We start from the raw sequence: 13307 nt of genomic DNA on the forward strand, positions 1-13307 counted from the left end.
GATGCGGAACCTGGGCATACCGGTTGGGCGTCCACCGGGCAGGGACGCCCGGTGGGGGCGTCGGGAATGCCCTGGTCATCGCCTAGGGTCTTGACCGATAGGCGGGCGAGCGGCAAGTGAGGGACGGACAGCGCATGGTGCAGGCGTACACGCGGGAGACCGGACAGTCCGGGGGCGCACCCCAGTCGGCCGGCTCCGGGTTCGGTCGCCTGCGCGACCGGCTCCGGCACAGCCGCGGAATCTGGCGGCGCGGCCTGGTGCTCGCGGCGTTCGCGGTCCTGCTCACGCTGATCATGGTCTTCCACGCCGACATCCCCAACCGCGTCGGCAACCTGGGCAGCCTGCTGGAGACCTTCCTGCCGTGGCTGGGTGTGTTCCTCCCGGTGCTGCTGGTGCTCGGCCTGGTGCGGCGGTCGGCGAGCGCGCTGGTGGCGCTGGTGCTGCCGGTCACCGTCTGGCTGAACCTCTTCGGCGGGCTGATGTTCTCCGACAAGTCCGGCGGCGACGGCGACCTGACCGTCGTCACCCACAACGTCAACGCCGACAACTCCGACCCGGTCGCCACCGCGAAGGACGTGGCCGCCTCGGGCGCCCAGGTGGTGGCGCTGGAGGAGCTGACCGACAAGGCCGTGCCGACGTACCGGAAGGCGCTCGCGGGCGAGTACCGCTACCACGCCGTGCAGGGCACGGTCGGGGTGTGGAGCAAGTACCCGCTGTCCGGGACCAAGCCGGTCGACATCAAGATGGGCTGGACCCGGGCGCTGCGCACCACGGTCACCACGCCGGAGGGCGAGGTCGCCGTCTACGTCGCCCATCTCCCCTCGGTGCGGGTGAAGTTCAACGCGGGCTTCACCGCCGGGCAGCGCGACGCGAGCGCCGAGGCGCTGGGCGAGGCCATCCGTGACGAGCCGCAGGACAAGGTGATCCTGCTCGGCGACCTGAACGGCACGATGAACGACCGTTCGCTGGCCCCGGTCACCTCGCAGATGCGCTCCGCGCAGGGCGCGGCGGGCGACGGCTTCGGCTTCAGCTGGCCCGCCTCGTTCCCGATGGCCCGTATCGACCAGATCATGGTGCGCGGGGTGAGCCCGGTCTCGGCCTGGGCTCTGCAGCAGACGGGCAGCGATCACCTTCCGCTGGCGGCGTCCGTTACCCTCTGAGCCTGCCAATCGAAGATCTAACAAGCTGTTCACCTTGAGGATGGTGCTCCGGAAATAAAGCGCGTGAGAGACTTTGTTCCGGTAGAGAACATACGCGCGATCTCCTCTTCCTCACCGCTTGTGAAAGGTCTCTCATGCCCCTGGCACTGCTCGCCTTGGCGATCTCTGCCTTCGGTATCGGCACCACAGAGTTCGTGATGATGGGCCTGCTGCCCAACGTCGCCGACGATCTGAGCACCTCGGTGCCGACCGCTGGCTATCTCGTCTCCGCCTATGCCATCGGCGTCGTCATCGGCGCCCCGCTGCTCACCGCCCTCGGCGCGCGCATCCCGCGCAAACGCATGCTCGTGCTGCTGATGGGGCTCTTCACGGTCGGCAACCTCGCCTCCGCCCTCGCCCCCTCGTTCGGGCTGCTGCTCGCCGGGCGGGTGCTCGCCGGGCTGCCGCACGGCGCGTTCTTCGGCGTCGGCGCGGTGGTCGCCTCCCGGCTGGTGAGCGAGGAGAAGCAGGCCCGCGCGGTCGCCACCATGTTCCTGGGGCTGACGATCGCCAACATCGTCGGCGTACCGGTGGGCACGGCGCTCGGCCAGGGGCTGGGCTGGCGCGCCACCTTCCTCGTCGTGACCGGCATCGGCCTGGTGGCCATGGCCGCGCTCGCCCGGCTCGTGCCGCAGGTGCCGCGGGACCAGCACGGCGGCCTCGGCCACGAGCTGCGCGCCCTTGGCAACCGTCAGGTGCTGCTCGGGCTGCTCACCGCGGTCTTCGGCTTCGCCGGTGTCTTCGCCGTCTACAGCTACCTGGCCTCGATGGTGACCGAGGTCACCGGCTTCGCCGAGTCCTCCGTCACGATCGTGCTCGCCCTGTTCGGCATCGGCATGACCCTGGGCGCGCTGGTCGCGGGCCCGCTCACCGACCGCGCGCTGCGGCCCACGCTGTACGGGTCGCTGGCGGCGCTGGCCGTGATGCTGGTGGTGTTCAACTTCACCGTGCACATCAAGTGGGCGGCGCTGGTCTCGGTCGTCCTGCTCGGCGCGGTGGGCTTCATGACCACCACCCCGCTGCAGATGCTCGTCATGAACAAGGCGAAGCACGCCCCGACCCTCGCCTCCGCCTCCAACCACTCCGCGTTCAACCTCGCCAACGCGGGCGGCGCCTGGATCGGCGGCGTCGCCATCGCGGCGGGCTGGGGCTGGACGTCCCCGACCCTGGTCGGCGCGGCGCTCGCGGTGGTCGGCCTGGCGATAGCGGTGATCGCGGGGCTGCTGGACCGAGGCTCCTCGGAGAAGTCCCGCGTCGTGGCGGGCAGCGAATCGGTGCCCACGCTGTCCGAGGTGCGCTGACCTGTTTCTCGTTGACGAACGCGCCCCCGCCGCTGCGGCGGGGGCGCGCTTTCGTGTTCTTACGGCACCGTCAGCACGATCTTCCCCCGGACGCGGCCGGTGGCGCTCAGCTCATGCGCCTTCGCCGCGTCCGCGAGCGGGAACACCTCGTGCAGCGGCACCCGGAACCGGCCCTCTCCGGCCAGCGCCGCCGCCACCGCGAGCCCGTCGTGGCCGGGCGCGTCCCCGCTGCCCGCCCAGGTCAGGTGGACGCCGTGCTCCTGCGCGGCCATGTCGGCCACCGACACCACCCGCCGGGCGTCCCCCGCGATGGCGACGAGGTCCGGCAGCGAGCCCGATCCCGCCGCGTCCAGCACCGCGTCGACCCCGCCGGGTGTTGGGGGGTGTCCCCATAGTCCCGCCGGGCCCGCGACGCCTGGCACGCGCGCTCGCTGCGTTGTCGGGCTCGTCCGAGTAGGCCCGCTACGAGGACGACCCTCCGCCTTGCGATCGCACGCACCAGATGCCGCGGGCTGACCCGACGCGACTGTGCGGACACCCCCCAGCGCCGCGACCCGTATCCCGAGGCCGGGGCCGTAGGTAGTGGGCGTCGCCCCGAGCCCGGTGAGGAACGCGTGGTTCGCCTCCCGGGCCGTGCCGATCACGGTGGCCCCGCGGGCGGCCGCGAGCTGGATCGTCGTCGTGCCGACGCCCCCGGCCGCCCCCTCGATCAGCAGCGTCGTGCCCTCGGTGACGCCCAGCAGATCCAGGGCGCGGGTCGCCGTCTCCACATTGGCCGCCGCGCCGCCCGCCTCCTCCCAGCTCAGCGCGTCCGGCTTGGCGGCCCAGGCGGCCAGGACGGCGAACTCGGCCGCCGCGCCCCCGAGTCGGCCGATGTCGACCACCCCGAACACGGCGTCCCCGACCGCCACCCCCGTGACGCCCTCGCCGATCTCGTCCACGACTCCCGAGGCGTCCACCCCGGGGATATGCGGCAGGGCGAGCCCGAGCCGCAGCTCCTCGGGGATCGCCCCGGAGCGCAGCTTGTGGTCCGCCGGGGTGACCCCGACGGCCCGTACGGCGATACGGATCTCACCCCGCCCGGCGTGCGGCTCATCGGCCTCGCCGACCGCGAGAACGTCCGGCGGGCCCAGTTCTGAATACTGAAGCGCAAACATGTGGCTGACGCTAACAGCGAACCGGAACAGGGCGTCCGTTTCGCTTTAAAGTGAGAGACATGATCGACGAACCGTCTCGGAAACGCACCGACGCCCGCCGCAACCGCGACCGCATCATCGAGGTCGCCGGTGCCACCTTCGCCGCCCAGGGGCTCGATGTGCCGATGCGCGAGATCGCCCGCCGCGCCGGTGTCGGGCCCGCGACGCTCTACCGCCACTTCCCCGCGAAAGGAGACCTGGTCGCCGCGGCCTTCGCCGATCAGCTGGACCACTGCGTGGCCACCCTCGACGCCGCCCTCGCCGACCCCGACCCCTGGCGCGGGTTCTGCGCGTTCATCGAGAAGGTGTGCGCGATGCAGGCCGACGACCGGGGCTTCACGGCCGCCTTCCTCGCCACCCTCCCCGGCACGCTGGCCACCGACTTCGAGCGCGTCCGCGACCACCACCTGCGCCGCTTCGCCGAGCTGACGCGGCGCGCCAAGCAGAGCGGACACCTGCGGGCCGACTTCGTACCGGACGACATCAAGCTGCTGATCATGGCCAACGGCGCCATAGCGACGGAGCCCCCAGCCGCCTCCCGCCGCCTGGTGGCCCTGCTGCTCCAGTCCCTACGCGCCCACCCGACCGACCCGCCCGCCCCTCTGCCGCCGCCGGTTCTTCCCCCACCCCGCCCCTATGCGGCTCCGCCGCGCGCCGGGGGCAAGCCCCCGGCCCCCGGTTAGGGGGCTCAGCCCCCACACCCCCGCTCCTCAAACGCCGGAGGGGCTGGATCCGGCACACCCGGAGCCGGACCCGAGGGCACCGGCGGGGGCCGCTACTCGGCGCAGGGGGCGGGGTCGCTCCCACCCCCGACCGACACTCCGCCACTGGGCAGACCGGAATCGCGCCCGGGGCCGGGACCACCGGCGGGGGGCCGCTGTTCGGCGCAGGGGGCGGGGTCGGAGGGGTGGGGTCCTGGACGACGACGTGTATTTGTGGCGCCGTGGACTTCCGGCCCGCCCCACGTTCCCGGGCGGCGGCGCCGTAAATATACGAGTCCAGGGCCCCGCCCCGGAGGCGCCGCACCCGGCACCCGCCACCCCGGCAACCGCGCACCGGGGTCCGGGGCGGAGCCCCGGCGGGGGTCCGGGGGCGGAGCCCCCGGGACATCAGTCCCGTTCGCGCCAGCGGTTGGTGATCGGCAGGCGGCGGTCCTTGCCGAAGCCCTTGGCGGAGATCTTCGTCCCCGGCGGGTACTGGCGGCGCTTGTACTCCGCCGTGTCGACCAGCCGCAGGATCCGCGCCACCAGCTCATCGTCGTAGCCCGCCGCGACGATCTCCTGCCGCCCCCGGTCGCGGTCGACGTACAGCTCCAGGATGCGGTCGAGCACGTCGTAGTCCGGGAGGGAGTCGGTGTCGACCTGGCCCGGCCGCAGCTCCGCGCTCGGCGGCTTGGTGATGGAGTTCTCGGGGATGGGCGGGGTCTGGCCCCGCTCGCCCGCCGCGCGGTTGCGCCACTTCGCCAGCCGGAAGATGGACGTCTTGTAGACGTCCTTGATGGGGCCGTACGCGCCCACGGAGTCCCCGTAGAGCGTCGAATACCCGCACGCCAGCTCGGACTTGTTGCCCGGGGCGAGGACGATGTGGCCCTCCTGGTTGGAGAGCGCCATCAGCATCGTGCCGCGCAGCCGCGACTGCAGGTTCTCCTCGGCGAGCCCGGTGAGGTGCAGCGAGCCCATGTAGGCGTCGAACATCGGGGCGATCGGGACGGTGCGGAAGTTGAGCCCGGTACGCCGCGCCAGCTCGTCCGCGTCGGCGATCGAGTGCTCGGAGGAGTAGCGGGACGGCATGGCCACGCCGTAGACGTTCTGCGCGCCGACCGCGTCGCACGCGATGGCCGCGACGAGGGCGGAGTCGATGCCGCCGGAGAGCCCGATCAGCACGCTGCGGAAACCGTTCTTCGCGACATAGGCCCGCAGCCCGACCACCAGCGCGGTGTAGATCTCCTCGTCGTCGCCGAGCCGCTCCGCCTCGCCGCCCGCGAGCCCCGGCTCGGGGTCGTAGGCGGGGAGGGGGTCGGCGGAGAGGGTGCGGTGGTCGATGCGCAGCCCGTCGTCCACGACGCCTTCCGGAACGGCGTCCGGGTCGGCGGCGGGCAGGTCGAGGTCGACCACGACGCAGCCCTCGGCGAACTGCGGGGCGCGGGCGACCACTTCACCGTCGCGGTCGACGATGATCGAGTCACCGTCGAAGACCAGCTCGTCCTGGCCGCCGATCATCGCCAGGTACGCGGTGGTGCAGCCCGCCTCCTGGGCGCGCTTGCGGACCAGGTCCAGCCGGGTGTCGTCCTTCTCGCGCTCGTACGGCGAGGCGTTGATCGACAGCAGCAGCCCGGCCCCGGCGGAGTGGGCGGCGGGCACCCGGCCGCCGTCCTGCCAGAGGTCTTCGCAGATGGCGAGGGCGACGTCGATGCCGTGGACGCGGACGACGGGCATGGTGTCGCCGGGCACGAAGTAGCGGAACTCGTCGAAGACGCCGTAGTTCGGCAGATGGTGCTTGGCGAAGGTGAGCACGACGGAGCCGCGGTGCAGCACGGCGGCGGCGTTCTGCGGGGATCCGGCGGGCTGCCCGTACCGCCGGGCCCGCTCGCTGCGGTCGAGATAGCCGACGATCACCGGCAGCTCGCCCAGACCCTCGGCGTCCAGCCGCTCGGCGAGCGCGCGCAGCGCGGTGCGCGACGCCTCGACGAAGGAGGAGCGCAGGGCCAGATCCTCGACGGGGTACCCGGTCAGCGCCATCTCGGGGAACGCCACCAGATGGGCGCCCTGCTCGGCGGAGTGCCGGGTCCAGTGGACTATCGACTCGGCGTTCCCGGCGAGGTCGCCGACGGTCGAGTCGATCTGGTTCAGAGCGAGGCGAAGTTGAGGCACGGCGCCCAGTGTAATCGTCTGTCTGACGCGATGGCCGGTGCGTGTCCGAGAACACCTCCTGCGGCTCCTGCGGCCGGGCCCGGCCCGAGCCTGTGATTACTTCTGGTAACCGAGGATCGTCATCATCCCCGACTCCGAGTGGTAGACGTTGTGGCAGTGGACCATCCACAGCCCCGGATTGTCCGCGTCGAAGTCGACGCTCACCTTCCGGTGCGGCAGCAGGATCGTGGTGTCCTTGCGCGCCCCGCCGTCCGGCAGCCCGTAGGTGTGGCCGTGGACATGCACCGGATGCCACATCGGGGTGCCGTTGATGAAGGTCAGCCGCACCCGCTCGCCCGCCCGCACCGGATAGCGCTGCGACGGCTCGTACGGCTTGCCGTTGATCGCCCAGTCGAACTTCCGCATCGAGCCGGTGAGCCGCATCCTGATCGTGCGGTCCGGCGGGCGCGACTCCAGCCGAACCGATTCGTCGGCCTTCAGCTGGTCCGCCCAGACCAGCTTGCCGTCCAGCTCCTTGGGGCGCTTGAACTTCTTCGCGCCCTTGCCGCTCGTGTGGAGCACGGCCAGCGTGGACCGCTTCTTGCCCTCGGCGAGCGCGGCCAGCGGGAACACCCCGCTCTTCGCGGTGACCAGCACGTCGTACCGCTCGCCCATGCCCAGCAGCAGCGCGTCGGTGGTCTTGTGCTGCACGGGATAGCCGTCGGTGTGGGTGATGGTCATCTTGTGGCCGCCGAGCGCCACCCGGAAGGCGGTGTCGCCGCCCGCGTTGATGATCCGGATCCGGATGCGGTCGCCGCGCTTGGCCCGGAAGACCTGCGGGGAGTCGGGGGTGCGCCCGTTGATGAGGTAGTACGGGTACGTCACGTGGCCCGCGTCGCCGCCCAGCAGCCTGCTCGTGCCGCCGGTCGGCGCGGCGGACGCGGCGGAGCGGGTGGCGGAGGGGGACGGCTTGGCGCCGTGCCGGGCCATCGGCGGCGCGCTGGTCGCCCCCACCGCACCCACCACACCTGGCGCACCCGTCGCACCGGCCGCACCCATCGCACCGGCCGCACCCATCGCACCCGTCGCACCGGCCGCACTCGTCGCGGCCGCCGCGCTCGCCGTGCCCGCCGCCGTCCCGTGGTCCATTCCGTGGGCCATGGGGCGGCCGCCGTTGAGCTGCCGCAGCACCTTGTCCGGGGTCCGGCCGCCCACCCCGTCGAGCCAGTCGTCGAGGACGACGATCCACTCCTTGTCGTACTTCAGCGGCTCCTTCGGGTCCTCGACGATCAGCGGCGCGTACAGCCCCCGGTCGAGCTGGACGCCGGTGTGCGGGTGGACCCAGTACGTGCCCGGGTTGACCGCCGTGAAGCGGTAGTCGAAGGCCTCGCCGGTCTTGAGCGCCGGCTGGGTGATGCCGGGGACGCCGTCCATGTCGTTGCGCAGCCGGATGCCGTGCCAGTGCAGCGTGGTGGGCTGCGGCAGCTGGTTGACGAGGGTGAGGGCGAGGGTCTCGCCCGCGGTGACCCGGAGCGCCTGGCCGGGCACCTGGTCCTCGTACGCCCAGGACTTCACCTTGCGGGCGCCGAGGTCCAGCGTGGTGGCGGTGGCGGTGAGCTGGACGTGCCGGTCCGGTCCAGGACCCCGCCGGTGCTCGCGGTCCTGGACCTCCGGGCCGTGCGGGGAGATGTACTCCGACGGGGGCGCCGCGGCCGGGCCCGCGTTCCCGCCCAGCCCGGAGTTGTCCATTCCGTAGTCGCCGCCCGAGGACGTGCAGGCGCCGAGCAGACTGCCGCTCGCGACGGCGATTCCCGCGCCGAGCACGGCGCGGCGAGAGTGTTCGTGTCGCATGAGCGCTCCGCTCCGGTCTCATCCTCCGATGATCATGATAATGCGACAGCTTACCCCTAAGGGGTATCAAAATGGGGCATTGTGGACCGGGGGCGGGCTTGAGTCGCCCTAGGTCACCCCCGTCCTGCCCCGTCCCGCCGAACGCGCGGGTCCGGGAGCGGGCCGCATGAAAGTACGATGCACACATCGTGTCGGAGCGCGAGGAGCGGGTCGGGGCGGGTTGGAAACCTCGCCGAAACCCCGCCGCGTGATACTGGGGCTGTCGAGGTGCCCCGCGCCCGTTGAAAGAGCCGTTTGACCTGCAAGGATAGGGGACCATGGATAAGCAGCAGGAGTTCGTGCTCCGTACTCTCGAAGAGCGCGACATCCGGTTCGTGCGGCTGTGGTTCACCGATGTCCTCGGTTTCCTCAAGTCCGTGGCCGTCGCACCCGCCGAGCTGGAGGGCGCCTTCGACGAGGGCATCGGCTTCGACGGCTCCGCGATCGAGGGCTTCGCCCGGGTCTACGAATCCGACATGATCGCCAAGCCGGACCCCGGCACCTTCCAGATCCTGCCCTGGCGCGCTGAGGCCCCCGGGACCGCCCGGATGTTCTGCGACATCCTGATGCCGGACGGCTCCCCCTCCTTCGCCGATCCGCGCTTCGTGCTCAAGCGCATCCTCGCCAAGACCTCCGACCTCGGCTTCACCTTCTACACCCACCCCGAGATCGAGTTCTTCCTGCTCAAGCAGAAGCCGATGGACGGCACCCGCCCGGTGCCCGCCGACTCCTCCGGCTACTTCGACCACACCCCGCAGAACATCGGCATGGACTTCCGCCGCCAGGCGATCACCATGCTCGAATCGATGGGCATCTCGGTCGAGTTCTCCCACCACGAGGGCGCCCCCGGCCAGCAGGAGATCGACCTGCGCTACGCCGACGCGCTCTCCACCGCCGACAACATCATGACCTTCCGCCTGGTCATGAAGCAGGTCGCGCTGGAGCAGGGGGTCCAGGCCACCTTCATGCCGAAGCCGTTCTCCGAGCACCCCGGCTCGGGCATGCACACCCACCTCTCCCTCTTCGAGGGCGACCGCAACGCGTTCTACGAGTCGGGCTCCGAGTTCCAGCTCTCCAAGGTCGGCCGCTCCTTCATCGCCGGGCTGCTCCGGCACGCCGGGGAGATCTCGGCCGTGACCAACCAGTGGGTCAACTCGTACAAGCGCATCTGGGGCGGCTCCCAGCGCACCGCGGGCGCGGGCGGCGAGGCCCCCTCGTACATCTGCTGGGGCCACAACAACCGCTCCGCGCTGGTCCGGGTCCCGCTCTACAAGCCCGGCAAGACCGGCTCCACCCGGGTCGAGGTCCGCTCCCTGGACTCCGGCGCCAACCCGTACCTCTCCTACGCGGTCCTGCTGGCCGCCGGCCTCAAGGGCATCGAGGGCGGCTACGAACTCCCGGCGGGCGCCGACGACGACGTCTGGGCGCTGTCCGATGCCGAGCGCCGCTCGCTCGGCATCGAGCCGCTGCCGCAGAACCTCGGCGAGGCCATCACCCTGATGGAGCGCAGCGAACTCGTCGCCGAGACGCTCGGCGAGCACGTCTTCGACTTCTTCCTGCGCAACAAGAAGCAGGAGTGGGAGGAGTACCGCTCGGAGGTCACCCCCTTCGAGCTGCGCAAGAGCCTGCCGGTGCTGTAGCGGTTCTTTAGCGCGGCGGGCTCAGCGGGTGCGGGGCGGGCCCGTGCTGCCGCGGATGACGAGGGTCGGGTCGAGGACGATGTCGCGGTCCGCGGTGCGGCCCTCGTCGAGGCGTTCGACGGCCGCCCGGACCGCGCGTTCGGCCACCTCGGTGGTGTCCTGGCGCACCGAGGTGAGGTCGATGAAGGACAGCTGGGCGAGCTGGCTGTCGTCGTAGCCGACGATGGACACGTCCGTCGGCACGGTGAGGCCCGCGCGCAGGAACGTGTTGAGCACGCCGTGGGCGCAGCGGTCGTTGCCCGCGATGACGGCGGTGGGCAGCTCGCCCTGGCGCAGGAGTTCCCGGGCCGCCCGGGCGCCGGACTCCTCGGTGTAGTCGCCGGGGAGGATCCGGATGTGCTCGGCGAGTCCGTGGCGCTCCATGGCGGTGCGGTAGCCGCGCCGCCGTTCGTCGGCGGCGGGCATCGTGCCGCCGTCGATGTGGATGATGGCGCGGTGGCCGAGATCGGTGAGGTGGTCGACGGCCTGCCGTATCCCCCTGGTGTCGGCGGTCCGTACGACGTCCACTCCGGCGGCCCGGGTGCACGGGCTGATCTCTATCAGGGGCGTGGGGCCCGCGACCCTGGCCAGGTGCTGCGGGCTGGACTCGGCGCCGATGATGATGATGGCTTCGCTGCGCAGTCCGAGCAGTTGCTCCACGGCCTGGCGCTCGTCGCGGGTGGCGACCATGGCGCTGAGTGCGAGGTGGTAGCCGTGCTTCTGGGCGGCGGGGTAGAGGGCCTCGACGATGCCGACGTCGTGCGGGTGGCGCATGGTGAACAGCACGCCCAGCTGGCGGCTGCGGTTGCGGCGCAGCAGCTGGGCGGCGGTGTCGGGGCGGTAGCCCAGCTCCTCGGCGGCCTCGAACACGCGCTGGCGGGTGAGCGAACTCGCGCCGGGCTGGTTGCGGAACACCAGGGAAACGAGGGCCTGTGAGACGCCCACGCGCGCCGCGACGTCGGACATGGTGGGGCGTTTCGGGCGTATCGGAGGCGATCCAGGTACGCCCGTCTGGTCGGTGATCCCTGGATCTCGCATGCGTGCCTCCCGCGCTCAGGTATTGACATGCATAACACCGCAGCACATAGTACCGGGAACCTAGTACGTATTAGTAGTACGAACAAGCGCCCGGCTGTGCGTCACACACGACGCGGGGGCGCTGTCGCCGCGGCTGAACCATGCCCGCCCCCCAACCCGGCGCCACCACACACCACACGGTCGCCCGAGCGCGCTGAACCGGCGTACCCCCGTCGGCGCACGCCGCCCGCCCCTCGCCGGACCGGGGCTGAACTTCCATGAACTTCCACGAACTTCCCTCAGGAACGCTCGAAGAGGAGCCACCGGCATGACCAGGACCAGCCCAAGCCCCGCCTCCCACGGATTGCCGCCGGACGCACCGGGACCCCACTCGCGACGCCTGGGCCTCGTCTCCGTCATCGTGACCTTCGGCGGCCTGCTGTTCGGTTACGACACCGGTGTGATCAACGGTGCTCTTGAACCGCTCACCGCCGATCTCGGTCTGACCGCGTTCACCGAGGGAGTGGTCGTCAGCATCCTGGTCTTCGGTGCCGCCTTCGGTGCCATGATCGGCGGGGCGATGTCCGACCGGTACGGCCGCCGCCACAACATCCTCATGCTGGCCCTGGTGTTCATGGTCGGCACCGTGGGCTGTGTCCTGTCGCCGAACTGGGAGATCCTGGCCCTGTTCCGGTTCATCCTCGGGCTCGCCGTGGGCGGTGCGTCGGCGACGGTTCCCGTCTACCTGGCCGAGATCGCCCCGGTCGAGCGGCGTGGCAGCATCGTCACCCGCAACGAGGTGATGATCGTGAGCGGTCAGTTCGCCGCGTTCGTCATCAACGCGCTCATCTTCAACATCTGGGGCGAGAGCGACGGCGTCTGGCGGATCATGCTGCTGGTCGCCCTGCTGCCCGCGATCGGGCTGTTCATCGGCATGCTGCGGCTGCCGGAGAGCCCGCGCTGGCTGGTCGCCCAGGGCCGGGACGACGAGGCGCTCGCGGTCCTGTCCCAGGTACGCACCCCCGAGCGCGCCCAGGCGGAGATGGCCGAGGTCCACCGGCTCGCCGAGGAGGAGCGGACCGCGAAGACCGCCGGGGCGGTGGACCTCGGGGTGCGCTGGGTCCGCGTGCTCATCCTGATCGGGGCCGCGCTGGGCATCTGTCAGCAGTTCACCGGCATCAACTCCGTCATGTACTACGGCACCCAACTGCTCGGCGACGCCGGGTTCTCGGGCGACTCGGCCATCATCGCGAACACCCTGAACGGCGCGTTCAGCGTCATCGGCATCACCGTGGGCCTGTCGGTCATCAACAAGCTCAATCGGCGCACCATGCTGCTCGGCGGGTTCGCCCTGACCACGACGTTCCACCTGCTCGTCGGCCTCTCCGCGATGCTGATGCCGGACGGCGGCGCGAAGGCCTGGTTCATCCTCGTGTTCGTCGTGCTCTTCGTCTTCTCCATGCAGGCCACCATCGGGCCGCTGGTCTGGCTCATCCTCTCCGAGATGTTCCCGCTGAAGATCCGCAGCATGGCCATCGGCATCAGCATCTTCGTGCTGTGGATGGCCAACGCCCTGGTCGCGCTCGGCTTCCCGCCCGTCGTCAAGGCCATGGGCATCTCCAACACCTTCCTCGCCTTCGCCGCCTTCGGTGTGCTGGCCCTCGTCTTCATCGGGAAGTGCGTTCCCGAGACCAAGGACCGCTCGCTGGAGGAGCTGGAGGACGACTTCCGCGCGCGCTACTCCTGATCTTTTGAGCTGTGCTGATCTTTTGAGCTGTGAGAGAAGGGTTCACCCACCATGACCGTCATGACCGCCGTCGCCGAGGGCCGCGAAGGAGACCAGGCCCTGGTCGCGGGCATCGCCGAAGCCCGGCTGCTCGGCACCGACCTGGTCGTCGTCAACCTGCGCCTGTCGGCGCTGGACCACACCGGCCTGCCCGACGACCTCACGATCACGCTCGTCGAACGCAGCGGCCCCGGCGACCGGGACCCGGTCGACGCCGTCCTGGACGAGATCGAGGCCCGCCCCGGCATCGACCGGCTCGTCATCGGCATCCGGCGCCGCTCCCCGGTGGGCAAGGCCTTCCTGGGCAGCGTCAGCCAGCGGCTGCTGCTGCAGAGCCCCGTCCCCATCGTCGCGGTCAAGCCCCCGGCCGACCGCTCCCCGTGAGGGGGT

The 13307-nt window shown here is 71.0% G+C and carries 9 protein-coding genes and 2 pseudogenes; 6 read left to right on the top strand and 5 right to left on the bottom strand.

Going from position 1 to position 13307, the window contains the following annotated elements:
* Window positions 1–134: 134 nt before the first annotated feature.
* Together ACWC5C_RS01195 and ACWC5C_RS01200 are read left to right on the top strand one after the other, a co-directional pair.
* On the top strand, window positions 135–1160 hold the full coding sequence (locus ACWC5C_RS01195; RefSeq protein WP_450872554.1) for an endonuclease/exonuclease/phosphatase family protein: 1026 nt from the start codon (window positions 135–137) through the stop codon (window positions 1158–1160).
* Window positions 1161–1294: 134 nt separating this feature from the next.
* On the top strand, window positions 1295–2500 hold the full coding sequence (locus ACWC5C_RS01200; protein ID WP_385438364.1) for an MFS transporter: 1206 nt from the start codon (window positions 1295–1297) through the stop codon (window positions 2498–2500).
* Window positions 2501–2559: 59 nt separating this feature from the next.
* Here the strand turns inward: ACWC5C_RS01200 and ACWC5C_RS01205 are convergent.
* Together ACWC5C_RS01205 and ACWC5C_RS01210 are read right to left on the bottom strand one after the other, a co-directional pair.
* A pseudogene (locus ACWC5C_RS01205) lies at window positions 2560–2877 on the bottom strand (zinc-binding dehydrogenase); the annotation flags it as partial.
* Window positions 2878–3042: 165 nt separating this feature from the next.
* Window positions 3043–3657, bottom strand: a pseudogene (locus ACWC5C_RS01210) (NADP-dependent oxidoreductase); the annotation flags it as partial.
* 59 nt (window positions 3658–3716) lie between these two features.
* Here ACWC5C_RS01210 and ACWC5C_RS01215 point away from each other — a divergent pair.
* On the top strand, window positions 3717–4379 hold the full coding sequence (locus tag ACWC5C_RS01215; protein ID WP_450872555.1) for a TetR/AcrR family transcriptional regulator: 663 nt from the start codon (window positions 3717–3719) through the stop codon (window positions 4377–4379).
* A 426-nt stretch (window positions 4380–4805) separates the two neighbouring features.
* Here ACWC5C_RS01215 and ACWC5C_RS01220 read toward each other — a convergent pair whose 3' ends face one another.
* Window positions 4806–6566, bottom strand: coding sequence for an NAD+ synthase (locus tag ACWC5C_RS01220; RefSeq protein ID WP_450872557.1), 1761 nt, complete (start codon window positions 6564–6566; stop codon window positions 4806–4808).
* A 96-nt stretch (window positions 6567–6662) separates the two neighbouring features.
* Entirely contained in the window at window positions 6663–8396 is a 1734-nt protein-coding gene (locus ACWC5C_RS01225) for a multicopper oxidase family protein (RefSeq protein ID WP_450872559.1), read from the bottom strand.
* A gap of 317 nt (window positions 8397–8713) precedes the next feature.
* On the opposite strand from ACWC5C_RS01225, the gene glnA reads away from it, so the two are divergent.
* A complete protein-coding gene (glnA, locus tag ACWC5C_RS01230) occupies window positions 8714–10075 on the top strand; it encodes a type I glutamate--ammonia ligase (protein ID WP_450872561.1) in 1362 nt (453 codons plus the stop codon).
* 21 nt (window positions 10076–10096) lie between these two features.
* On the opposite strand, the gene ACWC5C_RS01235 is transcribed toward glnA, so the two are convergent.
* Complete coding sequence (locus ACWC5C_RS01235) at window positions 10097–11080, bottom strand: LacI family DNA-binding transcriptional regulator (RefSeq protein ID WP_450872563.1); 984 nt, start codon at window positions 11078–11080, stop codon at window positions 10097–10099.
* Between the two features lie 379 nt (window positions 11081–11459).
* On the opposite strand from ACWC5C_RS01235, the gene ACWC5C_RS01240 reads away from it, so the two are divergent.
* Both ACWC5C_RS01240 and ACWC5C_RS01245 read left to right on the top strand, forming a co-directional pair.
* Window positions 11460–12878: a sugar porter family MFS transporter gene (locus ACWC5C_RS01240; RefSeq protein WP_450872564.1), complete on the top strand. Its 1419-nt coding sequence runs from the start codon at window positions 11460–11462 to the stop codon at window positions 12876–12878.
* A 51-nt stretch (window positions 12879–12929) separates the two neighbouring features.
* Window positions 12930–13301: a universal stress protein gene (locus ACWC5C_RS01245; protein ID WP_385438349.1), complete on the top strand. Its 372-nt coding sequence runs from the start codon at window positions 12930–12932 to the stop codon at window positions 13299–13301.
* Window positions 13302–13307: the final 6 nt, after the last annotated feature.

It is taken from the genome of Streptomyces sp. NPDC001700, assembly GCF_053596435.1.